At 65.9% G+C, this 23,850-nt stretch carries 21 protein-coding genes and 1 pseudogene; 13 read left to right on the plus strand and 9 right to left on the minus strand.

What is annotated here, in order from left to right; genetic code table 11:
* The 5 genes and pseudogenes from BBA01S_RS47425 to BBA01S_RS38155 form a co-directional block, all read right to left on the minus strand.
* A pseudogene (locus BBA01S_RS47425) lies at window positions 1-179 on the minus strand (sulfonate ABC transporter permease); the annotation flags it as partial.
* Window positions 180-367: 188 nt separating this feature from the next.
* Entirely contained in the window at window positions 368-538 is a 171-nt protein-coding gene (locus BBA01S_RS47430; RefSeq protein ID WP_156966260.1) for a hypothetical protein, read from the minus strand.
* Between the two features lie 807 nt (window positions 539-1,345).
* The gene (locus tag BBA01S_RS38145) at window positions 1,346-1,810 is read right to left on the minus strand and encodes a hypothetical protein (protein WP_027820994.1); all 465 of its coding nucleotides are present in this window, start codon (window positions 1,808-1,810) and stop codon (window positions 1,346-1,348) included.
* A 202-nt stretch (window positions 1,811-2,012) separates the two neighbouring features.
* Window positions 2,013-2,477, minus strand: a complete 465-nt coding sequence (locus BBA01S_RS38150) for a zinc-finger-containing protein (RefSeq protein WP_027820995.1) — start codon at window positions 2,475-2,477, stop codon at window positions 2,013-2,015.
* A 175-nt stretch (window positions 2,478-2,652) separates the two neighbouring features.
* Window positions 2,653-3,918, minus strand: a complete 1,266-nt coding sequence (locus BBA01S_RS38155; RefSeq protein ID WP_027820996.1) for an MFS transporter — start codon at window positions 3,916-3,918, stop codon at window positions 2,653-2,655.
* Window positions 3,919-4,183: 265 nt separating this feature from the next.
* Here BBA01S_RS38155 and BBA01S_RS44725 point away from each other — a divergent pair, with 265 nt between their 5' ends.
* Together BBA01S_RS44725 and BBA01S_RS38165 are read left to right on the plus strand one after the other, a co-directional pair.
* A complete protein-coding gene (locus BBA01S_RS44725; protein ID WP_052392077.1) occupies window positions 4,184-4,699 on the plus strand; it encodes a hypothetical protein in 516 nt (171 codons plus the stop codon).
* Window positions 4,700-4,816: 117 nt separating this feature from the next.
* On the plus strand, window positions 4,817-6,178 hold the full coding sequence (locus BBA01S_RS38165) for a DUF2325 domain-containing protein (RefSeq protein ID WP_027820997.1): 1,362 nt from the start codon (window positions 4,817-4,819) through the stop codon (window positions 6,176-6,178).
* A 10-nt stretch (window positions 6,179-6,188) separates the two neighbouring features.
* Here BBA01S_RS38165 and BBA01S_RS38170 read toward each other — a convergent pair whose 3' ends face one another.
* The 3 genes from BBA01S_RS38170 to BBA01S_RS38180 all read right to left on the minus strand — a co-directional run bounded on the left by BBA01S_RS38170 (window position 6,189) and on the right by BBA01S_RS38180 (window position 7,793).
* Window positions 6,189-6,659 (minus strand): winged helix-turn-helix domain-containing protein, encoded by a 471-nt coding sequence (locus tag BBA01S_RS38170; protein WP_322787855.1) that lies wholly within the window; start codon window positions 6,657-6,659, stop codon window positions 6,189-6,191.
* 74 nt (window positions 6,660-6,733) lie between these two features.
* Window positions 6,734-7,336, minus strand: coding sequence for a nitrogen fixation protein NifQ (locus tag BBA01S_RS38175; protein WP_027820999.1), 603 nt, complete (start codon window positions 7,334-7,336; stop codon window positions 6,734-6,736).
* 28 nt (window positions 7,337-7,364) lie between these two features.
* A complete protein-coding gene (locus tag BBA01S_RS38180) occupies window positions 7,365-7,793 on the minus strand; it encodes a TOBE domain-containing protein (RefSeq protein ID WP_027821000.1) in 429 nt (142 codons plus the stop codon).
* A gap of 160 nt (window positions 7,794-7,953) precedes the next feature.
* Here BBA01S_RS38180 and BBA01S_RS38185 point away from each other — a divergent pair, with 160 nt between their 5' ends.
* Together BBA01S_RS38185 and BBA01S_RS38190 are read left to right on the plus strand one after the other, a co-directional pair.
* Window positions 7,954-8,835 (plus strand): extracellular solute-binding protein, encoded by an 882-nt coding sequence (locus BBA01S_RS38185; protein ID WP_027821001.1) that lies wholly within the window; start codon window positions 7,954-7,956, stop codon window positions 8,833-8,835.
* A 13-nt stretch (window positions 8,836-8,848) separates the two neighbouring features.
* The gene (locus tag BBA01S_RS38190) at window positions 8,849-10,711 is read left to right on the plus strand and encodes an ABC transporter ATP-binding protein/permease (RefSeq protein ID WP_027821002.1); all 1,863 of its coding nucleotides are present in this window, start codon (window positions 8,849-8,851) and stop codon (window positions 10,709-10,711) included.
* Between the two features lie 584 nt (window positions 10,712-11,295).
* On the opposite strand, the gene BBA01S_RS38195 is transcribed toward BBA01S_RS38190, so the two are convergent.
* On the minus strand, window positions 11,296-12,312 hold the full coding sequence (locus BBA01S_RS38195) for a hypothetical protein (protein ID WP_027821003.1): 1,017 nt from the start codon (window positions 12,310-12,312) through the stop codon (window positions 11,296-11,298).
* Between the two features lie 779 nt (window positions 12,313-13,091).
* On the opposite strand from BBA01S_RS38195, the gene BBA01S_RS38200 reads away from it, so the two are divergent.
* The 9 genes from BBA01S_RS38200 (at window position 13,092) to BBA01S_RS44735 (ending at window position 23,719) form a co-directional block, all read left to right on the plus strand.
* On the plus strand, window positions 13,092-14,459 hold the full coding sequence (locus tag BBA01S_RS38200) for a DUF2957 domain-containing protein (RefSeq protein ID WP_027821004.1): 1,368 nt from the start codon (window positions 13,092-13,094) through the stop codon (window positions 14,457-14,459).
* 165 nt (window positions 14,460-14,624) lie between these two features.
* Window positions 14,625-15,863: a DUF2957 domain-containing protein gene (locus tag BBA01S_RS38205; RefSeq protein ID WP_174479205.1), complete on the plus strand. Its 1,239-nt coding sequence runs from the start codon at window positions 14,625-14,627 to the stop codon at window positions 15,861-15,863.
* Between the two features lie 234 nt (window positions 15,864-16,097).
* Entirely contained in the window at window positions 16,098-16,943 is an 846-nt protein-coding gene (locus BBA01S_RS38210) for an OmpW/AlkL family protein (protein WP_042298577.1), read from the plus strand.
* 151 nt (window positions 16,944-17,094) lie between these two features.
* Window positions 17,095-17,982 carry a MerR family transcriptional regulator gene (locus BBA01S_RS38215; RefSeq protein WP_027821007.1) on the plus strand — a complete coding sequence of 296 codons (888 nt, stop codon included), beginning with the start codon at window positions 17,095-17,097 and terminating at the stop codon, window positions 17,980-17,982.
* A 262-nt stretch (window positions 17,983-18,244) separates the two neighbouring features.
* The gene (locus BBA01S_RS38220) at window positions 18,245-19,789 is read left to right on the plus strand and encodes a flavin-containing monooxygenase (RefSeq protein ID WP_245641723.1); all 1,545 of its coding nucleotides are present in this window, start codon (window positions 18,245-18,247) and stop codon (window positions 19,787-19,789) included.
* Between the two features lie 44 nt (window positions 19,790-19,833).
* The gene (locus BBA01S_RS38225; RefSeq protein WP_027821009.1) at window positions 19,834-20,778 is read left to right on the plus strand and encodes an SDR family NAD(P)-dependent oxidoreductase; all 945 of its coding nucleotides are present in this window, start codon (window positions 19,834-19,836) and stop codon (window positions 20,776-20,778) included.
* Window positions 20,775-21,677, plus strand: coding sequence for a metal-dependent hydrolase (locus tag BBA01S_RS38230; RefSeq protein ID WP_042298578.1), 903 nt, complete (start codon window positions 20,775-20,777; stop codon window positions 21,675-21,677). Before BBA01S_RS38225 ends, BBA01S_RS38230 begins: the two co-directional genes overlap by 4 nt.
* 6 nt (window positions 21,678-21,683) lie before the next feature.
* Window positions 21,684-22,619, plus strand: coding sequence for an alpha/beta fold hydrolase (locus tag BBA01S_RS44730; protein WP_084162803.1), 936 nt, complete (start codon window positions 21,684-21,686; stop codon window positions 22,617-22,619).
* A gap of 83 nt (window positions 22,620-22,702) precedes the next feature.
* Window positions 22,703-23,719, plus strand: a complete 1,017-nt coding sequence (locus BBA01S_RS44735) for an alpha/beta fold hydrolase (RefSeq protein ID WP_084162805.1) — start codon at window positions 22,703-22,705, stop codon at window positions 23,717-23,719.
* Window positions 23,720-23,850: the final 131 nt, after the last annotated feature.

A 23,850-nucleotide genomic window follows, 5' to 3' on the forward strand; every position in this document is an offset into this window, starting at 1 on the left:
TCGAGCGAGATCGCCTGGGTCTTGAGCGTCGAGATCGGCGCCATGGTTTCGTGGAAACCGACGGCCGCCATCGCGATCAGGCAGATGATGAGCGGGAACGCGACGAAGTCCCAGCGATTGGGCAGCACGCGCCACGCCGAAGCGTTGGCCGTGCGGTTCAGGTTGAATCTGAACTCCATTAGCGGCCTCCCGGGGCAAATGCGCGCGCGACGCCACCTGCGCAAGGTGCGCGGCGGATCGTTCGCAGTGAGCGGTTGTACTGATTCATGTCTTGAAGCACCAGCGTTCTGGATGATGCGCGGCCCGTGCGCCTTGCCTGCACGATGAGGCGCGGGGCCGTTCTATCGTCTGACTCTCGAAAATCCCGTCAGCCCGGCGCGCGATGGAACACCCGGGCGCGCAAATCACGCCAGCGCGCGGCGAGCCTCGAAGTACGGCAGGGCGGCGTGGACGGCGCGCGCTGGCGGGCGCCGATCACATCGGGATGCAGGGTGTGCTGCGGTTGCGGCAGGTTTGGCAGAAGAAGGCCGAAGTTCATGCTGAATCTCCTCGCGTCGCACCGTCCGGTGGACGCCTTGGCGAGGAAAACCAGCAGACCCGGCTGCGCGCTGAATGCGGTCAGGCGCGCACGACGGCTTACGTCTGCCGGCTTTCCTCAGGGAATATCGAAAGGAAGCGGCATAACGGATAACTGTCACTGTCGGACATCGGAACTCCTTATCGTCACGGCGGCGAGCAAGGCGAGCCGATCGGCATGGCCCTGCGCGACGCGAGTGGCGGTTCGCGCATCGGCGTCTGTGGGCTTGAAGCGGCGGACTTAACGCCAGCGGGGCCACAAACGGAGCGATGAAACGAACCGTGCCGCGAGCGCAGACGCTCACGGCGCGATATCGGCCCTGCGCTGCGCAATGAGAACGACATGCGGCGGCGCGGGATCGACGCTAAAAAGAGTGCACGAGGATTTACTGCTGGACGCGCACCATCTGCCTGGCTGGCAAGACGGCGGCTAAAAGAAAGGGAGCGCGGACGTCCTGCCGGTCAGGCAGCGAAACTATTCGAAGATCGACAACTGCTACTGTCCAAGGCGTCAGCCCCTTTTGTTAAGACGGGCGAATTTTAGTCACGCACCCTGCCTGAAGTCAACACGATTCGCGCGGCGCGTCAAATCCCGTGCCAATGCCGCCACATCGCCGTCTGGCGGCCTGTCGGGCCAGTTCGGCTGGCGGGTCATAGCGGGCTGCACGAGGCATGCGGCGCTATTGCCATTCTCAGGGCCGGATCAGCTCCTTGCATCGGGATTGTTGCGCAAATCGCGCGCCTGCAAACCGTCAGGCGGCGTTCGCGCTTAAGCGCGTTTGCGCGCCTGCTGGCGCGTATCGCCCGCACGCACGCGCTCCAGCCGCTCACTCGCTTCCGTCAGCACCCAGAGCGGAGCGCTCTGCAATTGCTGGTCGTACACGGCGATCACGACCTTGATTGCGTCGAATTGCGCTCCGTCGATCAGCCATTCGCCATGCGCGCCGCCGCGCGAGAAGCACGCGAGGATCGCTTCGTCGGCGGGGCCGATCTGCTCGGGCGTGAGCGTGCCGTAGCCGGCGTCGGCGCATGCCTGGGCCAGCCAGTGAGCGTGGAGGATCGCCTGCGCATCGTGCTGGGAGCCGCCCGCGCGCAACGCGGCCAGTGCCAGATGCACCTGCAGGGCGAGTTCGTCCGCGCTCGCGCGCGGCATCGGCAGCAAATCGCCCTTAGCCCGGTGCCGGCGGGCGCGGGCGGCCTGAATATGCTGCGGGAAAGGGAGCGTCTTGGCCATGTCGCACAAAGGAAATCAGTTCAGGTGCAATAACGGCACCTCCCGCGCAAGGTTGAGCGGTGATTTGCTACGGCAATGTAACCATTAGTGACAAACGGGAAGGAATGCGCCCGGCGAAAGCGTTGCCGGGCGGGCATCCGGGCGGCTTGTGCGCCGCTGTTATGCGGCTGTCGTGCGGCGGTTGAGCGGCTGTCGTGCGGGTTTACTCTGCGCTTTGGCGCGCTTCGTCGGCGGCGCGGCGCGCGGCCATGAAGGCTTCGACGTGGCGAATTGCCGCTTCGCATTGTTCGAGGGTCAGCAGGTGGATCGAAGGATTCGGCAGTTCGTAGCCCAGTTCTTCCGCGATCCAGCGCAGCGCCCGGCCGCGCGCCTCGAACACGTTGACCTTGTCGCGCCGCACCTTGGCCGCGACGAGCGGTTCGAGCGCGTCGTGCAGGCGGCTCTTGGCCTCGCGCAGGGCGGCATTGGCGAGCCGGCCGAGCGGCACGTTGCGGGTGCTGCGCGCGGGCACGCCGATCCACGCCTCGCAGGGCGTGCAGACCCACAGCGGGCCGTGATCGTCGCGATACGGATAGGCTTCGTCGCCGAAACGGGCGAGCAGCGCTTTCGCGCCGCAATAGTCGCAAAGCGGCTGCGGCAGCGCCTTGACCGGGCGGCCTACGCGCATCGCTGGCTCCTTTGGGCAGCGCAGGCGGAAGGGTTGGGTTGCATCATCGGGATCCTGCCTTTCAATTACCTGTTCATGAATACGTGTCGATGTGCAAAAGCATAGCGGCAAACGGCGCGCTTTTATCTTGCCGGATGGCATAGGCCATCTGGCCAGGCTTGCGCATCATTGAGCGTCAGCTTGCGCCCGCCGTGGTGCGCTCCGGCTCGCGTTCGAGCGAGCGCGTGTCGCGCAGCGCCGGAAAGAGCCTCATCCAGACGAGCGCCACGCAGATCGTCGCGACGCCGCCCACCAGCACCGCGGGCTGCGCGCCCCACCATCCGGCGGTCAGGCCGGACTCGAATTCGCCGAGCTGGTTCGACGTGCCGATAAAGAGCGAATTGACCGCGCTCACGCGGCCCAGCGTCTCATTGGGCGTGCGCAACTGCACGAGCGAGCTGCGCACGACCACGCTCACCACGTCCGACGCGCCGAGCACCGCCAGCGCGATCAGCGACAGCACGATGTTGTGCGACAGCCCGAACGCGATGGTCGCGAAGCCAAACACGATCACGCCGCCGAACATCGCGAGTCCCGGCCTGCGCCGCAATGGGAAATGCGCGAGCCAGATCGTGCCCGAGAGCGCTCCGACCGCCGAAGCCGAGCGCAGCAAGCCAAGTTCGAGCGGCCCCGCATGCAGGATGTCGCGCGCGAAAATCGGCAGCAGCGCGGTCGCGCCGCCAAACAGCACGGCGAACAGATCCAGCGAGAGCGCGCCCAGAATGACCGGCTGCGAACGGATGAAAGCGATGCCCGAAAACACGGATTCGAGCGTGACGGGCGCGCGAGAAGCCGGTTTCGTGTGCAAGCGGATGTTGGCGGACAGCACAGCGGCGAGCGCAAACGAGATCGTGCAGGCCAGATACGCCGCGCCTGCGCCCACGCCGTAGAGCAAACCGCCCAGCGCCGGGCCGAGGATCTGCGCGGTCTGGGTCGCCGACGTCGACCAGGCGGTGGCATTCGGCAACTGCGAGCGCGGCACCACGCCGGGCAGCAGCGACGAGATGGCCGGCGACTCGAAGGCGCGCGCCGCGCCCACGCAGGCTGCCAGTGCATAAATGATCGGCGCGCTCAGCCAGCCGCCGAAGGTGCCGCACGCGAAGGTCAAGGCGGCAGCGCATTCGATGCTCTGGCAGACGGCGGCGATGCGCCGACGGTCATAGCGATCGGCGACATGGCCCACGACGAGCGTGAGCAGGAACATCGGCAGGAACTGCGCGAGCCCGACGAGACCCAGCGCGAACGCGCTTTTGGTCAGCGCATAGATATGCCAGCCCATGGCGACGGCGAGCATCTGGAACGACAGGGAGGCAAGCACGCGCGCGCCCCAGAACCGCTGGAAACCGGGATGACGCGCAAGACTGCCGGTTGGCGTGCCGGAGTCGGATAAGGGTGTGTTCATTGGACGGCGAATGGGTGGCTATGGACAGCCAGAGCGCGCGCACGGCTGGCGCGGCGGCGCGCGGAGAGAAAGCGGAAAGCTGACAATTTTAAAACAACGCGGGGACAAAGGACGCGGCCTCATCGGCCGCCAATATTACGGCGGAAACATCGGCCGAACCGGCCACCGATATATCCATTAGAATATATCGAGTCCGGCGTGCTTTCGGTGCGCCGTTTGCATGCACAGGTCTGCGAAAGGTGGGGAAGTGAGCAGTCGGCCCTTGATGATGAATGCCGCCGTCACGGCGATCTCGGTTGCGCCGCGGCGCGCGGGCGACGCGTGCGGCGGCCTGCCCGCGGCGATCACGACGCTGCGGCCCGCGAGCGGCCACGACCGTGCGGAACGGATCCGCGACGTCGTCGATGCCTTTCGGCGGCTGCGCGAGAGCATCGCGCGCTTCAATCGCATGTTCGCGGCGCGCGCAGGCGAACCGCCCGCCGCGCGTGGCGAGACCGACACCGCGCTCCAGCCGCTGCTGACCACGCTCGCGCGCCATATCGATCCCGCCAGCTTCGCGCGCCACCGCGAACTCAAGCGTGCGATCCGCGACGCGCGCCGCCTCGACAAGACCCGCGAAGCGCTCTTTTCCGACGCGTTCTGCCTCGACACCGAGGCGATGCGCAAGACCGCCGCCGAGCTCGACAGGCTCGATACGGCATTCGTCGGCCTATGCGTCGAGCACGTCCTGGCGCAGCACGAGCAACGCGCGCAGACCCCGGGCGCAGCACCCGCAGTCTGATCTGGCGTGCCCGGCTGGCCGCCTGCCGGGCATCGCTATATACCGTGATATATTGCGCTGTCGGTATGCAGCCCTTTCGCCATGCCGGCCCGCGCTCCCAACCGGACAGAGGTCACCATGCACGCACCGCCGTTTCGCCTCGCTCGCAGCCCGGGCGCCGCGACGCAGGACGACGCGCCGCATCTGCGCGCCTTCACGCCCGCCGCCGACGCTTGCTGCGGCCCTTCGCAGGCCGAACTCAACCGTTCGCGCGGGCGCACGCGCCTGGCCGACCTCGACGCCCATTTGCATTGCTCGATCATCGGCACCTGTCTGTCCACGCATGAACTGCGCAAGCTCGTGCCGAAATTCGCGCCGCTCGACGGCCAGCGCGCGAGCGACCTCGACATCCATCACACCGCCGTCGAACTGGCGATCCAGGGCGGCGCGGGCGGCAAGGCCCTGCAAAAGGCGCTCGACACGCGTTATGCGGGCGCGCTGCGGCGCTTTTCGCTCGCGCGCGATGCCGATGCGGTGCTCGCGCTCTGGAACGAAGCGCGCGCCGCCGGCGACATCCCGCCCGCCTACTGGGCGCTGATGTCCCATCCTGAAACGACGATGGAAGTGCGTCAGGCCGCGTTTGGCGACCTGCACATGCTCTCGCATCTGGTGGGCGCGGCGAATCGCGCCGATCTGCGCCGCCTTGTCGTGCTCGAAGAGGAAAACGCCGCGCTGCAAGCCAAAATCGAGCGCCAGCAAGCCCGCCTGCACGAGATGAGCCGCGAACGCGACGAGGCCCGCGTGGCGCTCGACGACCACACCACGCGCGCTGCCGCGCAACGCGAAGTGCAGGACGAATCGGCGTTACAGGCGCAGATCGCGTCGCTGCGCGAGGCGCTGGCGGCACGCGACGCGCGGCTCGCGCTGGAAACCAGCCGCCGCGAAGCCGCCGAACAGCGCGCGGCCGCCGACGAACACGCGCTGCGCACCGTGCGTACGCAACTCGACGAAGCGCGCACGCTGACCGACGCCTTGCGCGCGGAAGCGTATGCAATGGAAAGCTCGCTTCACGCCGGGATGCACGGCGAGGAAGACAGCGACGGCGAAAGCAGCACGTCGCGCACCCTGCCGCGCGAGGCGCTCAAGGGTCAACGGATCGTCTATGTGGGCGGACGGCCAGGTTCGAATCACGCGCTGCGGCGCTGGGTGTCGGCGGCGGGCGGCGAGCTGACGGTGCACGACGGCGGCATCGAAGATCGCAAGGGCCTGCTGGCGGCCGCGCTCGCGGGCGCCGACATGGCGGTGTTTCCGGTCGATTGCATCGACCACGATTCGATGAACATGCTCAAGCGCGTTTGCGAGCGCCATCAGGTGAGCTATCACCCGCTGCGCACGGCGAGCCTTGCGAGCTTTGTCGAGTTGATGGTGCGGCTGCACTCGGGCCCCGCACCGGCGCTCACGGCGGTGCCGGTATCGCGCTTCTGTCTGCGCCACGGCTAGGCCGCAGCGCTTAACCCTTCACGAGTTTCGTGAGCGCGGCGATTTCAGGCGCGCAGGACGCGGCGGCGCGCGCCTCGATACCGCGATAGAGCCGGATGATTTCCTCGCCGACCGGCGTGAGCGTGCTGCCGCCGCCGCTCTGCCCGCCATGTTCGGATACCGTGGCAGGCGATTCGAGCGCGCGGTTCAGCTCATCCATCAACAGCCATGCACGCCGGTACGACATATTGAGGCTGCGCGCCGCCGCCGAAATCGAGCCGTGATCGCGCACCGCCTCCAGCAACTGCACCTTGCCGGGCCCGAGCGCGACCGTCTCGTCCTGGATCACGCGCATACGAAAACGCACGGCGGGCTCGCGACGCGACGCGGGGCTGGCGGCCTCGGTCGCTGCCGGTGCGGGCGGCGTGGTTTCCGGCTTCGGAGCAGCGGTTTTACGCGCTTTGGCAGGCACGGGCGTGCGGTCTTTGGTGGATGCAGTCATGGGCGCAAGCATACACGAAGGGTTTCGCGCCTCCCATGCTCAAGCGAAGGCGCTGACACCGCTGGCTAGCGGGCTTATCGTCGGGACAAATCGGGAAAACAGAAGCCGAAATCCTCGCAGCCGGGACAGCCTGGCGCGGGCCCAGGCACGCCGCCGCAGGACAGCGCAAGTTCGCGCGCGAGCAGCTTTTTCCAGCGCAGGTTGTCGGTGTTGCGCGCGACGACTTCGGGAAAGAAACGCGTGAGCATCTGCGTGACGTCGTCGCGGCCCGAAAGGCCGAGATCGCGCCACAGATGATCGGGCCGCAGACAGGCATGCGCGAGGATCGTCGCGAGCGCACGCGCGTCGCCCGCATCGACATCAGCGGCGGCAAGGCCGATCAGGAAATCGCGCATCGCGGCGGCGAAGGCCGCGTGCGTTTCGTCGAGCAGCGCAAGCGTGGCATGCGACTGAGGCAGCGCAGGCGCGAGCGCGCCCGCCGCGAAATGCCGTGCCGCCAGCGCCGCCAGGTTGGGCGCCGACAACCCCAGCAACGCCCGTTCGCCACGCACTTCGCGCGCGGCCACGAGACGTGCGAACAGCCACGCATCAGCCGAGCGCGCACCGCCTGGCACACCGGTCAGACGGTCGCGGCAACCGGCGGCGCGTGCTTCGGGATCGATCGGCGTGTCGCTCACAGGAGACGCCTCAGTCGCGGCAAACGCCTTAAGCGTCCACGCCGATGATCACGCTCGACGCCTTGAACAGCGCCGATGCCGTCTTGCCAGCCGCAAGCCCGAGGTTGTCGACGCTTTCGTTGGTGATGATGGCCGCGATCTGCGCGCCGCCCGGCCCGGCGATCACGACTTCGGCGTTCACGGCGCCCTTGGTCACCGACGTCACGTTGCCCGTGACGACGTTGCGCGTCGACACCTTGCTCGCGTCGCCGTCGACCATCAGGATCACCGACGATGCCTTCACGAGCGCGAACGCCGGCTTGCCTGCCGCGAGGCCCAGCGATGCGGCGCTGCCGTGCGTGATGATGGCGACGATGTCGAGGCCGCCGTCTGCGCGCAGCGTGACTTCGTCGTTGACGGCACCGTGCTTGACCGAAGCGATCTGGCCGGTGAAATGATTGCGGGCGCTGGTACGCATGACTGTCTCCTCAAAGTTAAAAGCAGGTTCAGCCGACCAGTGTAGTCGCGGCCATCAAACATGCGCGTCTGTTATCGCGAAAATGGGCGGCCGCGCAGGCACATTGTTGTGTCAGGACGTCGTAATATAAGCACCTTTATAACGGTACGGGGTAGAACAGATGATCCGCAAGTTGATCGCTTCGGTCGTGGTGATGTCGGGCGTGCTGGCCGCCAGTTCAAGTGCATTCGCCGATGACAACGATGTGAACGTGCTCTACGCAGGTTCGCTCGTGAACCTGATGGAAAAGAGCGTCGGCCCCGCGTTCGAGAAGGAAACGGGCCTGCACTTCAAGGGCTACGCAGCCGGTTCGAACAAGATCGCCAATGAGGTCAAGGGCAAGCTGCGCCGCGGCGACGTGTTCATCAGCGCAAGCCCGAAGGTCAACGCCAACCTGATGGGCGAGGCCAACGGCAATCATGTTTCGTGGTACGTGAATTTCGCCGAATCGCCGCTGCTGATCGGCTACAACCCGAAGAGCCGTTTCGCCGCCGACTTCAAGACGAAGAAGTGGGACCAGGTGCTGCAGGAACAGGGCATTCGCCTCGGCCGCACGGATCCGAAGCTCGATCCGAAGGGCGCCTTCACGGTCGAACTGATGACGAAGGCCGCGCAGGCGTATAACCAGCCGGATCTCGTCGAGAAGACGCTGGGCACGCCGGAAAACCCGGAACAGGTGCTGCCGGAAGAAACGCTCGTCGGCCGCCTGCAATCGGGTCAGCTCGACGCGGGCTTCTTCTACTCGACCGAAACGACCGACCTGAAGATTCCGTCGATCCACCCGGCGCCCGAGCTGAAGATCAAGGCGAACTACACGCTGACGATCCTCAACGACGCACCGAATAACGCTGGCGCCGCGCGCTTCGTGAACTTCCTGCTGTCGGCGGAAGGCCGCAAGCTGCTCGCCGAGCATGGCGTCGACGTGACGAAGCCCACCGTCAACGGCAACGGCCAGGCGATCCCTCCGTCGGTGCAGGCCGTGATCGACGCGGCTCAGCAATAAGCCCGATGCAGTCATGACACAACCCGTGCAGCGCGCCGCAAGGCCGCTCTGGTGGCTGGGCGCGCTGCTCGCGGTGTATCTGTGCGCGCCCTTTCTCGCCAGCATTCCGCAGATCGGCCAGGCGGACTGGGCCAATGTCGACTGGCACGCCACCTGGTCGGCAGTCGGTGTATCGGCGGGCAGCGCCAGCGTCGCGGCGCTGCTGATCCTGGTGGGCGGCGTGCCGCTCGGTTACTGGCTCGCGCGCTCGCAGGCGCGCGGCGTCGCGCTGCTCGGCTTCGTGGTGCAGTTGCCGCTCGCGCTGCCGCCGCTCACGAGCGGCATTCTGCTGCTGTTCCTGCTCGGGCCGTATAGCCCGCTCGGACTCCTTTTCAACGGCGCGCTGACCGATTCCTTCACCGGCATCGTGCTCGCCGAAACCTTCGTGGCCGCGCCGTTCCTGATCGTCGCGGCGCGCTCCGCGTTCGCCGCCGTCGATCCGGTCTACGACGACGTCGCCGCCACGCTCGGCCATCACGCCGCCAGCCGCTTCTTCCGCGTCACGCTGCCGATCGCCTGGCCCGCCATCCGTGCGGGTCTCGCGCTCGCGTGGCTGCGCGCATTCGGCGAATTCGGCGCGACGGTGATGGTCGCGTATCACCCTTACTCACTGCCGGTCTACACCTACGTCGTGTTCGGCGGCCAGGGACTGCCCGCGATGATGCCGCTGCTGCTGCCGACGCTTGCCATCGCGATCGTCTGCGCGGTGCTCTCGGTGTACACGCGCAGCGCGCGCGGCACGCTGGCGGTGAGCGTCGATAGCGGCGACGAACTCACCGCCATCACGCCCGCCGCCGCGGCGAACGAGGCCGCCGACCTGCGGCTCGCGTTCGCCGCGAAGCGTCAGCTGGGCGCGTTCACGCTCGATGTCGCCTGGCAGCCGCGCACGCGGCGACTCGCGCTCATCGGGCCGTCGGGCTCCGGTAAGTCGCTCGCGCTGCGCATCATCGCGGGGCTCGAAGCGAACGATGCGGGCACGGTGACGCTCGGCGCGACCGATCTCGGCGTGCTGCCGCCCGAGCGCCGCCAGATCGGCTACATGCCACAGGACTACGGCCTCTTTCCGCACATGACGGTGGCGCAGCAACTGGCGTTTCCCGTCGATGCCGATGCCGCGAGCGCGCGCTACTGGCTCGCGCATCTGGGCCTCGACACGCTGACGCAGCGCCTGCCCCGCCAGCTTTCGTTCGGCCAGCGCCAGCGCGTCGCGCTTGCGCGCGCGCTCACGCGGCATAGCCAGTTGCTGCTGTTCGACGAGCCGTTCGCCGCGCTCGACACGCCGCGCCGCCGCCGTTTGCAGCAGTCGCTGCGCGCCTTGCAGCGCGAGATCGCGGCGGTCACGGTGATCGTCACGCACGATCCCGACGAAGCCGCCCTGCTCGCCGACGAGGTGCTCGTGATCGAGCATGGCCGCACCCTGCAGGCGGGGCCTGTCGGCGACGTGTTCGCGCGGCCTGCGTCGTTGCGTGTGGCAGAACTGCTCGGCCTGCACAACATCGGCGAGGGTGTCGTGCGCGGTTCCGGAGAAATCGAGACGGCTAGCGGGCTGCGGCTGCCCTTTGCCGATGGGTGTGGCGGCGCTGCGCTCGCGGAAGGTTCGCGCGTGATGTGGCGCGTCGCGCCGCGTGCGCTGCGCGCCGCGCCCGATGGCCGCTGGCAGGGTCGCATTGCCGGGACGTCGTTGCGCCACGGCGACCGCTACGTGACGATCGAACTGGACGGCGAACTGTTCGACATTCCCGCCGACGACTGGGCCGACTCGCAGGACGGCCAGCGCGCACTGCGCTTCGAGATCGATGTGGGCGGCGTGACGGCATGGGCGGCCGAACGCTCCTGAAAAGGCTCACCATTGGATGGGAAGCGGCGGTACGGGCGTGCCGTCGCTTTTTCAGTTAGGGCTTGTTTTATAGGGTTTTGGGCCTTTTTCCCGAACGGTCACCCACCCTGGCACCCTCCCAAAATCGACTCCCGAATACCCTCACCTCTGCCGCTCCCGCGCGCATCAGTGCGTAACGCTGCAAAAAGATTCGCACCGCTTAACCTGGGACTACCAGGAAATTTCACCTGAGAATCGACCTGATTCCAGCGGTTTTTTCGTCGGCGCTGCGTCGTCGCGCTCGCAAAAACGGTGAAACGACACGGTTCCTTCACCCTCACCGCATGCCCCCGGATACCCTCACTCCCGAAAACCCTCACCATCGGAATCGCGCGTCAAGCCGATCACCGGGTTAGCAATCGTCTCGCGTGACCTGGGAGTCCCAGGAAATTTTTCGGCGTGTTTTACGCGAAAGGAGCGTGATTTCTTGCGTGACACCCATCCGTCGAGTGAGCCGAAAACGGTAAACCGGAATCACCCCACGCTTCGCAGAGCCGATCAACTACCGCGCCACTCTGCTCCCGAATATCCTCACCTGTACGCCGCTAGATCACAAACCGGCTATCCGCATCGAGCACCTTCGGCAACGCGACCAGATCCGAGCGAGCGAAGCGCACCAGCGAAAACGCGCGCACGCCAGCCGGGCTCGCCGGTATATGCGCGAGCGGAAACACGATCTGCGCGCCACCGCCGGCCGGCTCCATCACCACGTTCATCGGGCTGAGCGTCACCGTACGCATTTCCACGTTGGCGTGCTGCGCCGGATGACCGAGCACGTCGCAGATCACTTCCAGTTCGTGCTCGATCGCATCCGTCTTGAGGCCGAGCGCCGCCAGCGCCTGTTCGTTGGCCGCGATCTCGACCTCCAGCCGCGCGAGTTCCGCCGCGTCGGCCTGCGCGCGCTCGCCCACCATGCGCTGCGTGCCCGCGCCCTGGCGCGTAAGCAACTGGCGGCGCGTACGTAACAGCGCACGTTCTTCTTCGAGCGCGCCGCGGCGCGACTCGTCGGCGCCAATCTGCGCGAGCCCTTCCAGCGCGATCTGTTCGACCACGCGCTGCACGATCTGCGCGCGCAGATCCGCTTCGGATTCGCCGCACACGCGCACCTGATGGTCGTCGAAGCTCAGCGTGGTCTGGGCGACATCGTTGTGCACCTGGTCGCCGTGCTGCGCGACGCCGAAGCCGCGCCGCTCGTTCATCGCCATGCCCAGCACCGCCCACGTTTCACGCGCGAGCGGATGGCTGTCGAACCATGCGTGCAATTCGGGCGAGCGGCTCAGCACATGCGCGATTTCATCAGGCGCGGCGAAAAACGCATGGATATAGGGATCGGCAAGCCAGTTGGCGGCGCTCGCTTCGTGCGCGGGCGGCAGGCGCGCGACCAGTTCGACGATATGCGCCTGCGAGGTGGCGAGCGCGGGCACGAGGCGCTCGCGATACGCGCGCGCGAGCTTAAGCGACGGGCTGAGCACCGTCAGCCGTTCGACAAGCGCGCGCGTCTGCGGCGTTTCCTGCACCGGCTGCGCGCGTTTGCGCGGCCACAAGCGGTCGAATAGTCCCATCGGCCAACTCCGGATTGAGGTGCGGGTGGCGGCCCGCGCGGATCGATATTTATACCGTTTCTCATTATCCAGCCGATGACAGGAGGCCATTTTTCCCCTCCTGAAAATACTCACCTTTAAATTCTTCTCCAGTCACTTTGATTTAAAAAATCTGCAAAGCAACTTGCACTCATTCGAAAAAACGCATTTTTTGCCCCAAAACGGTCGATATCTGCTCCCGCAGATACTCACCTTTGGCGTTCAAGGCGCGCATTGCGACTTCAAAGCGGGAATTCCAGCCGCGCTGGAGCCTGCGCGCCGACACTCCCGAAAAGACTCACCATAGACCCCGCGCGCCGCCCTGCCCGAATCCCGAATCCCCTCACCTTCACGACATAACCGCCGCATAAAACACTTCGTCCAACTGCCCATTACTTTATTCGGATGTCGAATTAAATCAGCGTGAATAAAAGACGCGGGTTTTATCTCATCGAACCTTGCCTCCCTGGCATCGACACCAGGGTTTATACGCCGTTATCCGAAATGATTCGTACGCAACGAGCATCCCAATTGCCGGGACTTTCGCCGGGTATGTCGATTGCTCGGCGGCCCCGCCGCGCATGCCGCGTGCGTCGTGAACACATCAGGACAAACCCCTGTTGCGACACCTCCGAACCGCGACGGCGCTAGCGATAAGGCTTGCACGCGTGGTTTTAGAGTGATTCGTTCAATTGACAGCGTGCAATGTAATGATCCAATCTTCAGCGCATAAATTATTACGAGACAGGGAGGGCAGACATATGTTGGAGAGCATTGTCCGCTGCGTCGCGCTGGCCGCAGCCGCAACGCCGCTTCTAGTCGCTTGCGGTGGAGGCAAGGCGAGCGATCCGGGCGCCATCACGCCAACGCAATGCTCGGGATCGACGTGCACGGGCCAGGGCGCGCCAAGCAGCGCAACGGCAGCGACGGCGCTCTGCCCGGCCGCTGCCGACATCGCCGCAAACACGTATCTGGGCGGCGCGGGTAGCGGCGAGGTGGTGAGCCTGAGCATCGATCCCACCAAGATGACTTACTCACTGACCTATCTCGCATCGCCGATTCCGGCGCAGCAGAGTTCGGTGCAGAACACGCGTGCGGGCCTCACGATCACCGGTGCGGTTCAGCATCCCCCGAGCGGCTCGCTGCCCACGGCCGCGCAGATCGCCTGTGCGTTCCAGCTTCAGCAAGGCACCGGCACGCTCAGCGGCAACACCTACACCACGGCCTATAACGCCAACAATCCGCCGACGATCTATGTCGGCTTCGGCGTGGCGGGCGGCGGCATTCCGGGCGCAACCGTCAACCTCAAGGGCGACAGCACGGCCGCGCTGCTGTTCCCCAACGTCGAGTCGCGCAGCTTCGACTTCTATCCGTTCCTCGCCTTCTCGTCGGTCAGCACGAGCATCGCCGACCTGCAAGGCAACTGGAACGCGCTGCTCTATCACATCACGCCGACGCAGAACTTCGCCGCAGCCGCCACCACGGCGCAGGAAACCTACGATGCAAGCGGCAATTGCAGCGTGACGAGCGGCGCGACCAATACGCAGTGCGATACGTCTTCGTCGCAATGGGCCAAGGATGCCGCGGGTAGTTACTTCACGAGCACCAACGCACCGCATATCCAGACGCCGGCGTTGCCGGCGCTCGCGAACGGCGGGGCAAGCCACCTGATCCTCGGCAAGCTCAACGGCAAGATCGTGCCGGTCGTCGTGCGCACGGGCTACGTGAACGAAAACCTGCTCAGCATTGCAGTCGACGACGAATCGGGCATCGCGATGATGGCGCCCGCCACCACGCTCACGTCGGGCTCGTTCGACGGCAGCTTTATCGGCGCCGACTCGAACTTTGCCTACACGGCCACGCTCATCAACGGCCAGTCGGGCGGCTTCCTCAAGCCTTCGACGATGACGACGCAAAGCACCTTCACGCTCGATTACACGCAGACGCATCCGGGCCTGATCGCCGCGACCGACAACAACGGCAAGACCGGCAACGTGATCGCCGTGGGCGGCCTGTACGGCATCTTCCTCAACGGCGAGGAAAACGGCGGCGTCACCGCGACGTCGGCGAACAGCCAGACTTCCAACTCGCCGTACTTCGGTGTGGGTGCGCTGATCCAGCCGCAATAAGCGCATCGGACGCATCGACAATCGATTCGGACACCGGATCGATTGAAGATCAGCAACACGCAGCAAGCCAGAACGGGGCGCCACGACAGGGAGCCGGCGCCCCGCCGACAAGAATGAATCTGGAGACGCGGTATGCAATCTAAGCACTTCGCGAAGTGCCTCGCGATGGTTGGCGTCGGCGCACCGCTGATGCTCACGCTGGGCGCCTGCGGCGGCGGCGGCAGCAGCAGCCCGCCGCTGGTCGAAACGGCGCTCTGCCCGACCTCGCTCGACTACAACACGGTGTACACGGGCGGCGGCGGTGACGGCGAACTCGTCAAGCTGCAGATCGACACGACCAAGAAGACCTGGCAGGTCACCTACGTGGAATCGCCAATCCCGGCGACCACCGGCACCGTCACGCCCACACGCAAGGGCCAGGTGGTGTCGGGCACGATCACGCAGGAAACCGGCCTGCCCACGGCCAAGCTGAACCAATGCGCGTTCCAGTTGAACGGCGCGAGCCTCGACCCTTCTCGCCCCGCGCGCGTATTCATCGGTATGGGCGTGGCGGGCGGCACGATCCCGGGCGCGGAGATTCAGTTTGCGGGCTCGGGCGGTATCGGCGTGGTGCCGGACACCAAGTTCCCGTATTACCCGTTCATCGCGTTCTCGTCGATCGAGACGAATATCGCCAACGTGGCGGGCACGTATAACCAGCTCGGCTATCACCAGGTGCCGTCGCAGAACTTCCTGCCCGCCGCCGTGGACGCAAAAATCACCATCAACGCCGACGGCACATGGCAGGAGTGCGACAACACCGGCGTGAACGCAGGCAAGTGCCAGCAGCCCGGCACCAACCTCGTGCAGTCGAGCGACGGCAGCGGCGCGTTCGAAACCGACAACTTCCAGGGGCAGGTCAAGCCGACGCTCGTCACCGGCAAGAACGCGGCGAAGGGCTTCATGATCGTCGGCAAGCTGCGCAACCAGCTCGTGCCGGTGCTCGTGCGCACGGGCGTCGCGTATCCGCAGATCGGCACCGATCCGCAGAGCGGCGCCACCGGCCCGGTCGCCGACGACGAATCGGGCATTTCGGTGCTCGCGCCGCAGACGGCCATCGCGCAGGGTTCGCAGGACGGCGAGTACATCAGCGTCGACAGCCAGTTCGACTACCGCACGCTCGCGCTCAGCGGCACCCAGGGCACGCTGCTCGATCCGTTCAACGCTTCGCAGGCCTCGCTTGCGACGGCGCTCGACCTGAACTTCGCGCAGACCACCGCGGGCGTCGTCACGACCACGCATGTGAACGCATCGACCGGCACGACACCGACCGGCAAGATGACCTTCACAGGCGGCGTGTTCAGCTTCCTCGACATGACGAATGCTTCTGCGCCTTACTTCACGGCAGGTGCCTTCGTGCAATAAGGCATGCGCCAGCCGCATGCACGCTTTGACGAAACGATGCAGCGATCGACGAGGGACACGCTGCCCATGAGGTGACCGCTCTTCGCCCGAACTGCGCGCTGCCAGGCCCTGGTGCCTGAATCGCGCACGCCGGCGAGCCGCAAGGCGCGCGCAGGACCGGCCGTTCACGAGACGGCCGCCGTGCGCGGGCAGGTCGCCCGAACCTGAGAGCAACAGGTAGAACAGGGAGGAACAATGAGACGTACTGCAAAGGCGGCGGCAGCAGCCGCTGTGGCGACGTGCGCCGCCGGCCTTTCCACGGCGGCCCATGCCCAGCATGCCGGCGACAATGTGGCCGTACTCGGCTGGTTTCACGTCATGCCCCAGCAATCGAGCACGCCGCTCACCACAACGGTTGCGCCCACGCCGATCAACACGCCGCTGCGGCTGCCGAATTCGTTCACGTCGCCGGGAACCGGCCTGTCGACCAGCAAGGCGGATACGGTCGGGCTCGTGTTCACGCACTTTCTGACCGATCACATCGCGGTATCGTCGGTGGCGGGCGTGCCGCCCACCTTCAAGCTCTACGGCCACGGCACGATCAAGCCGCCGGGCCCGGCGGGCGCGCTCGGCAGCCAGAACCTCAGCGATGCGTCGACCAACCCGATCGTCACGAGCGTGCGCCAGTGGAGTCCGGCGCTGATCTTTCAGTACTACTTCCGGGATGGCGATGCGAAGTTCCGCCCGTTCGTGGGCGTGGGCGTGTCGTATAACTGGTTCTCGTCGATCCAGCTCAACCCGAACTTCGTGAAGGCCACCCAGGACGACCTGGGCGCCGTGCTCGCAGCGGGCGCGGGCAAGCCGGGGCAGACGCAGGTCAGCGCGAAGGCGTCGTCGTCGTGGCAGCCGGTCTTCAACCTGGGCGCGACCTACAACGTCACGGCGCATTTCGGCATCGTGGCGTCGCTCACCTACATTCCGCTGAAGACCACGTCGTCCGTGATCGTGAAGGCCGCCGACGGCACCGAACTGGCCGTGAGCCGCGCCGAACTGAAGGCCGATCCGCTCATTTCGTATCTGGGCGTGTCGTACCGGTTCTGAGTCCGCCTTGAGCGGCAACACTGGGGACGGCACAGCGGGACAACGCAGCGTGCGTGCGGTAAGACGCGTAAAGGCATCCGTGGTGGGAAAGCGCACGTTCGCGTGGCACGCCGTCTCGCGCTCGTGCGACGGCTCGCGCTAAAATCGGCGCATGCCGAAATCGTCCACGCCCCCCGAGACCGAACTCGCGCCCGAGCGCGCCACCGACAGCGAATACACCGTCGATGAACTCGCGCGCGTGGCGAACACGACGGTGCGCAACGTGCGCGCATACCAGGATCGCGACCTGCTCATGCCGCCCGACAAGCGCGGCCGCGTGGGCATCTATAACGACTCGCACGTCGCCCGCCTGAAGCTCATCAATCACCTGCTCTCGCGCGGCTATACGCTCTCGAACATCCAGGACCTCATCAAGGCCATCGACGACGGCGGCGACCTGCGCTCGATCCTCGGCCTGGAGAACGCCATCGGCGGGCCGTGGTCGCATGCGCGCCCCAAGACCTATTCGCTGCCCGAACTGATCAAGCTGTTCGGCCCGCAGGCGCCCAGCAGCCTCACGCGCCTCGCCGAACTCGGCCTGCTCGAACGCAAGGGGCTGTCGTTCGTCGCGCGCAATCCGGCCATGCTCGACGCCGCTGCCGCGACGGTGCGCGAAGGCATTCCGGCGCGCGAACTGCTCGACGTGCTCGAAGAAGCGCGGCCGCATTTCGACGCGATTGCGCGCGTGCTGGTGGAGATGGTCGTGCGTCATCTGGATCGCTACGACGCGGGCGCGCTGCCGCCCGCCACCGACATGCCCGCGCTCGTCGACGCCATCTGGCGGCTGCGCCCGCTGTCCACGGTGTTCGTGGAGAACGAAATCCTGCGCGCGCTGGAAGAACAGTCGAGCGACTACCTGGGCGGACGCGTGGCCACGATCCTCGACCAGAAGCTGGGCCGCCGTGGTACGACCGAGGTCGAAACGGCCGCCGCCGACGCCTCCGAGTCCGCTGAAAAATCCCCTCGCGCGGCTAAAAAACCCGCCAGCAAGAAGCGCTGATCCTGCAGCGCACCCTGTCCTGAACGCGGCTTGACGCCGCGTTTTTCTATTGCGGCCCCGTTTTTTCCAGGCGCTTTTGCGCCGGTTCGCACGCCTTCAAAAAGCCTGAAACCCAATCCAGGCGGGCGATTGCGAGCGATGTCATCGCTTCGGCCCAATTACTGGAATGCTCACTCTAGCCTCTTGCGCACGGCCCGCTCACGCACTATGTTTACATCATTCAATGTAACAGTTAATAATGAACCATAGGGAGACGCTCCGGATGAACGCACCCACCCGGTCTTTAGAGACGGTCGGCATTGCCATCATTGGCACCGGCTTTGCCGGGCTTGGCATGGCAATACGCCTGCTACAGCGCGGACACACCGACTTTGCCGTGTTCGAGAAGGCCGGCTCGGTGGGCGGCACCTGGCGCGACAACCATTACCCCGGCTGCGCGTGCGACGTGCAATCGCACGTCTATTCGTTCTCCTTCGCGCCGAATCCGCGCTGGACGCGCATGTTCGCGCCCCAGCCGGAAATCCGCGCCTATCTGAATCGTTGCGTCGACAAGTTCCGCCTCTATCCGTGGCTCAACTTCGATCACGAACTGCAGAGCGCGCAATGGGACGAAGCGGCGCACGTCTGGCGCCTCGCGTTTGCCAACGGGCGGCAGGTCGCGGCGCGCGTGCTGCTTTCGGCGATGGGCGGTCTGTCGCGCGCCGCGCTGCCCGCGATTCCCGGCGTGGAAACGTTCAAGGGCAAGGCGTTCCATTCGCAGCAGTGGGATCACGGCTATGCGCTGGAAGGCAAACGCGTGGCCGTGATCGGCACGGGCGCAAGCGCCATCCAGTTCGTGCCGAAGATCGCACCGCAGGTGGAGAAGCTCGCGCTGTTCCAGCGCACGCCGCCGTGGATCATGCCCAAGCCCGACCGCGCGCTGTCGAAGTTCGAGCAATGGATGTTCCGCTCGCTGCCGTTCACGCAGAAGATCGCCCGTGCGGGTCTCTACTGGATGCTGGAGTCGCGCGTGCTGGGCTTCGCGATCCATCCTTCGCTGATGAAGAATGTGCAGAAGATCGCGGTGCGCCATATCCGCCATCACATCAAGGATGCGGCGCTGCGCGAGACCGTGACGCCCGACTACACGATCGGCTGCAAGCGTGTGCTGATCTCGAACGACTATTACCCGGCGCTCACGCGCGCCAACGTGAGCGTGGTGACGGATGCGATCGCGCGCATCGACGCGACCGGCGTCGTCACCGCCGATGGCCGTCATCACGAAGTCGATTGCCTGATCTACGGCACGGGCTTCCAGGTGGCCGATCCGTTCGCGCCGGGCACGATCCTCGGGCGCGGCGGCGTCGATATCGTCGATACGTGGCGCAACGGCGCGCATGCTTACCTCGGCACGAGTTTGCCTGGTTATCCGAACTTTTTCATGATCGTCGGCCCGAACACGGGGCTGGGCCATAACTCGATGGTCTTCATGATCGAGTCGCAGATCGAATACATCCTGGGCGCACTCGACGCGATGAAGAAAGATCGCGCCGATTCGATCGAAGTGCGCCCGCAAGTCGAAGCGCGCTACAACGAGCGCATCCAGTCGAAGCTCGATCGCGCGATCTGGTCGGTGGGCGGCTGCAAGAGCTGGTATCTCGACCCGCGCAGCGGCAAGAACACCACGCTCTGGCCGGGCTTCACGTGGCGCTTCCGTCAGGCCACGGCGCATTTTTCCATCGCCGAGTATCAGGTGTTCCGCGCGCCGCGTCGTGACGAAGCCGCCGCGCCGCTCACCGTAACCACGCAAACGACCGAAGCGGCCTGACGCCACTTGAAGCCATCGCGATCGATACAGGGAGAACACATCATATGAAGCACTTCGACAATAAAGTCGCCGCGATCACGGGTGCGGGCTCGGGCATGGGCCGCTCGCTTGCCGTGCAGCTAGGCGGTGCGGGCTGCCACCTGGCGCTGGCCGACAAGAACGCCCTTGGCCTTGCCGAAACCGAACGCATCGTGCGCGCACTCGCGCCTAACGTGCGCGTGACGACGCGCGAACTGGACGTGGGCGATCACGACGCGATGTTCGCCTGGGCCGATGAAACCGCCGCCGCGCATGGCCGCGTGAACCTCATCTTCAACAACGCGGGCGTGGCGCTCTCCAGCACCATCGACGGGATGTCGTACAGCGATCTCGAATGGATCGTGAACATCAACTTCTGGGGCGTCGTGCACGGCACCAAGGCGTTCCTGCCGCACCTGAAGGCGTCGGGCGAAGGCCACATCGTCAACACGTCGAGCGTATTCGGACTGTTCGCGCAGCCCGGCATGAGCGGCTACAACGCGACGAAATTCGCGGTGCGCGGCTTCACCGAATCGCTGCGCCAGGAACTCGACATGATGCGTTGCGGCGTGTCCGCAACCTGCGTGCATCCGGGCGGCATCCGCACCAACATCGCCCAGGCGAGCCGCGTGGCGTCGAACATGGTCGGCTTCATGGTGGCGAGCGAACAGCAGGGCAAGGACGAATTCGAGAAGTTCTTCATCACCACCGCCGACGACGCCGCCCGCACGATTCTCAACGGCGTGCGCCGCAATGCGCGCCGCGTGCTGATCGGACGCGATGCGCGCGCCGCCGACTGGCTCGCGCGTTCGCTGCCCGCCGCTTACCAGGCGCTGGTCGTGATGAGCGCGCGGCGCGAAGCCGCCAGGGCGCGCAAGCGCGCGCGACGCGCCGAACGCGAGGCCATGCTCAACGGCACGGGCCGCACCATGAATAACAACGCAGGCAAAAATCAGGGAGAAACAGCATGATCATGCCGGTACGACGCGACGTTCGTTTCGCGTTACCGCCCGAACGGGCATGCGACTGGCACGTCGAAGGCGTGCCGGTGACGCACTTCTTCAACGCGCTTTCGCTGCTCTTTCCGGCGGGTGAACGCTTCTTCATGGATTCGGTGCGTCACTATCGCGACCGCATCGAAGATCCGGAACTGAAGAAGCAAGTGATGGGCTTTATCGGCCAGGAAGCCATGCACACGCGCGAGCACGTCGAATACAACGACCTGCTGCAGGCCGCCGGCCTGCCCGCGCACAAGCTCGACAAGCGGCTGTGGGCGATCCTCAACTTCGCGCGCAAGATATTGCCGCCGTCGCTGCAACTCGCGCAGACCGTGGCGCTCGAACACTACACCGCGATGCTCGCCGATCTGCTGCTCGCCGATACGGGCACGCGCATCGAAGGCTCGGTCGACGGCTACAAGCAGATGTGGCTGTGGCACGCGCTGGAGGAAACCGAGCACAAGGCGGTCTCCTACGATGTCTGGAATCTCGTCATCAAGCCGGGGCCGAAGCGCTATCTGATGCGCACCGGCACGATGCTCGCGACCAGCGTGCTGTTCTGGTTGATCGTGTTCGACTATCACCTGGCATTGATGCGCCGGCACAAGCGCCGTATCGGCAAGTTCGGCGGCTACTGGCAGCTCTTCAAGTTCCTCTATGGCCCGCGTCACGGCGTGTTTCCCGGCATCGCGATGGAATGGCTGCGTTTTTTCAAGCCGGGCTTCCATCCGTGGGATCACAACAATCGTAAACACCTCGAACGGATCAACGGCCTCATCGAGCAGATCGACGAGACCAATGCGCAATACGCCGCGCAAGCCGCGCCGCGTCGCGTGCCGTTGCACGCGGCCAGCACGCCGCGTGCGGCCTGAGCGCTCATGCGTACCTTGCGCGATGCGCCGGGCGGCGGCGGGCGGGAGCGTGAAGCGCCCGTCCGGGACGCTCGCACGATCGAGCGGCTCGATGTCGATTCGGATGGCGTGCGGCTCGCGGTGTACGTCAGCGGGCCGCGCGACGCGCCGCCGATGATCCTCGTGCACGGCTATCCGGATTCCGCGCGCGTCTGGGACGGTATGCGCCGCGAACTGGACACGCGCTATCGCGTGATTGCCTACGACGTGCGCGGGTCAGGCGCATCCGCGGCGCCCCGCGCTCGCGCCGATTACAGGCTCGCACAACTCGCAGGCGATCTGCTCGTGGTGGCTGACGCCACCTGCGGCGCACAACCCTTTCACCTGGTCGCGCACGACTGGGGCTCGATCCAGTGCTGGGAAGCCGTCACCGACCCGGCCAACGCCGCACGCATCGCCTCCTACACGTCGATCTCCGGGCCTTGCCTCGATCACGTGTTTCGCGTGCGAATGAGCCTCGCGCAGTCGCTGCGCTCCTGGTACATCGCGTTCTTTCATCTGCCGCTCGTGCCGCAACTGGTCTGGCGTCTGGGCGGCGCGGCGCTGTGGCCGTGGTGGCTGCGCCGCACCGAAGGCGTGCGCGCGCAGCGCGACCCCGACCAGTTGCGCAACTGCATCAACGGTTTGCAGCTTTATCGCGCGAACTTCATCGCTCGCGCGCGCTCGCCCCGTGAACGGCGTACGACCGTGCCCGTGCAAATCATCGTGCCGCGTTTCGATCGCTATGTGACGCCCGCGCTGACCGCCGACGTCGCGCAATGGCTCGGCCGCCACCGGCGGAAAATCGTCGACGCGCCGCATTGGACGGTGGTGCGCGACGCGCCGCTGATCGCCGCGCGCGTGCAGCGCTTTATCGCGTGGGCAAAGCGCGAGGAAGCGCCGTCGGCCCCGCTCGAACAATAACCATTCTGCTCGTGGAGAATCGCGTGAACACCATCGCCCTGCCCTTGCTGACGGGAATTATCGTGGTCGCTGCTATTGCCGCTATGGCCGCTATGGCGGCCACGCTTGTGCTGTTCACGCGACGCGCAACGCGCCGCATCGAGCAGGACGTGCCGATGGACGGCCGCCTGATCGACGTCGACGGCGAACGTCTGCATTACGTCGAATTCGGCGCACCCGACAAGCCGCCGGTCGTGTTCGTGCACGGCCTGTGCGGGCAGATGCGCAACTTCGCTTACCTGCCGCTCGACACGCTGGCGCGCGATCACCGCGTGATCCTCGTCGACCGGCCGGGCTCCGGCTATTCCACGCGCGGCGCGCGGGCGAGCGCGAGCATCCGCTCGCAGGGCGACACGATTGCGCGCTTCATGCAGAAGCTCGACCTGCAAGCGCCGGTGCTGGTCGGCCATTCGCTGGGCGGTGCGATTGCGCTCGCCGTTGCGCTCGACCATCCGGAATCCGTCGCGCGCATCGCGCTGATCGCACCGCTCACGCACGTGCAGACGGAGGTGCCGAAGGCGTTCCGCGCGCTCGTCGTGCGCTCGGGCGCGGTGCGCCGCTTCATCGCGCGCACGCTGGCGACGCCGTTTGGCCTTGCGACCAGCACGCCCACGCTCAAACAGGTGTTCGCCCCGGAAGCTGCGCCCGCCGATTTCCGCACGCGCGGCGGCGCGCTGCTGAGCCTGCGGCCCACGGGCTTTATCAACGCGTCGCTCGATCTCGTGGCCATCGAAGACGCCGACGATCTCGCGCAGATGGAACAACGCTATGCGCAGCTCACCGTGCCGGTGGACGTGCTGTTCGGGCGCGGCGACATCGTCCTGAACTGGGCGCGCCACGGCGATGCGCTGCGCCGCCGCTCGCAGCAGGTGACGCTCAAGGTGGTCGATGGCGGCCACATGCTGCCTGTCACGGTGCCCGCGGTGACGTTCGAATGGCTACGCCGCGCAATTTCTGGTGCGACCCGCGTACATGGCGAACGCACGATAGCCGTCGATCAGCACGAAGGCGCGGACGTCACGCCCTCGCCAGCCGTGCTGCAACAGCGCGCGGCGACGTGAGCGCATTCGCTAGAGCGACTGCTCGGTTGTAAAGCGTGCGAAGCGGGAGGTGAGCTTGTTATCGTAAATGGCTGCGGCGCGCGAAGCGCGGCATTTTCGCGCGCGCCGCAACGCGATTCACGACAAAAATA

The sequence above is a fragment of the Paraburkholderia bannensis NBRC 103871 genome (assembly GCF_000685015.1).
Lineage (GTDB): Bacteria > Pseudomonadota > Gammaproteobacteria > Burkholderiales > Burkholderiaceae > Paraburkholderia > Paraburkholderia bannensis.

Bases quoted from the DNA above. Each gene is read 5' to 3' on its own strand.
- BBA01S_RS38145 (WP_027820994.1), bottom strand. From the start codon at position 1,810: ATGGCCAAGACGCTCCCTTTCCCGCAGCATATTCAGGCCGCCCGCGCC.
- BBA01S_RS44725 (WP_052392077.1), top strand. From the start codon at position 4,184: ATGATGAATGCCGCCGTCACGGCGATCTCGGTTGCGCCGCGGCGCGCG.
- BBA01S_RS38205 (WP_174479205.1), top strand. From the start codon at position 14,625: ATGGTTGGCGTCGGCGCACCGCTGATGCTCACGCTGGGCGCCTGCGGC.
- BBA01S_RS38170 (WP_322787855.1), bottom strand. From the start codon at position 6,659: ATGACTGCATCCACCAAAGACCGCACGCCCGTGCCTGCCAAAGCGCGT.
- BBA01S_RS38180 (WP_027821000.1), bottom strand. From the start codon at position 7,793: ATGCGTACCAGCGCCCGCAATCATTTCACCGGCCAGATCGCTTCGGTC.
- BBA01S_RS38185 (WP_027821001.1), top strand. From the start codon at position 7,954: ATGATCCGCAAGTTGATCGCTTCGGTCGTGGTGATGTCGGGCGTGCTG.
- BBA01S_RS38210 (WP_042298577.1), top strand. From the start codon at position 16,098: ATGAGACGTACTGCAAAGGCGGCGGCAGCAGCCGCTGTGGCGACGTGC.
- BBA01S_RS38155 (WP_027820996.1), bottom strand. From the start codon at position 3,918: ATGAACACACCCTTATCCGACTCCGGCACGCCAACCGGCAGTCTTGCG.
- BBA01S_RS38200 (WP_027821004.1), top strand. From the start codon at position 13,092: ATGTTGGAGAGCATTGTCCGCTGCGTCGCGCTGGCCGCAGCCGCAACG.
- BBA01S_RS38195 (WP_027821003.1), bottom strand. From the start codon at position 12,312: ATGGGACTATTCGACCGCTTGTGGCCGCGCAAACGCGCGCAGCCGGTG.
- BBA01S_RS38220 (WP_245641723.1), top strand. From the start codon at position 18,245: ATGAACGCACCCACCCGGTCTTTAGAGACGGTCGGCATTGCCATCATT.
- BBA01S_RS38230 (WP_042298578.1), top strand. From the start codon at position 20,775: ATGATCATGCCGGTACGACGCGACGTTCGTTTCGCGTTACCGCCCGAA.
- BBA01S_RS38165 (WP_027820997.1), top strand. From the start codon at position 4,817: ATGCACGCACCGCCGTTTCGCCTCGCTCGCAGCCCGGGCGCCGCGACG.
- BBA01S_RS38150 (WP_027820995.1), bottom strand. From the start codon at position 2,477: ATGCGCGTAGGCCGCCCGGTCAAGGCGCTGCCGCAGCCGCTTTGCGAC.
- BBA01S_RS44730 (WP_084162803.1), top strand. From the start codon at position 21,684: ATGCGTACCTTGCGCGATGCGCCGGGCGGCGGCGGGCGGGAGCGTGAA.
- BBA01S_RS38190 (WP_027821002.1), top strand. From the start codon at position 8,849: ATGACACAACCCGTGCAGCGCGCCGCAAGGCCGCTCTGGTGGCTGGGC.
- BBA01S_RS38225 (WP_027821009.1), top strand. From the start codon at position 19,834: ATGAAGCACTTCGACAATAAAGTCGCCGCGATCACGGGTGCGGGCTCG.
- BBA01S_RS44735 (WP_084162805.1), top strand. From the start codon at position 22,703: ATGGCCGCTATGGCGGCCACGCTTGTGCTGTTCACGCGACGCGCAACG.
- BBA01S_RS47430 (WP_156966260.1), bottom strand. From the start codon at position 538: ATGAACTTCGGCCTTCTTCTGCCAAACCTGCCGCAACCGCAGCACACC.
- BBA01S_RS38215 (WP_027821007.1), top strand. From the start codon at position 17,095: ATGCCGAAATCGTCCACGCCCCCCGAGACCGAACTCGCGCCCGAGCGC.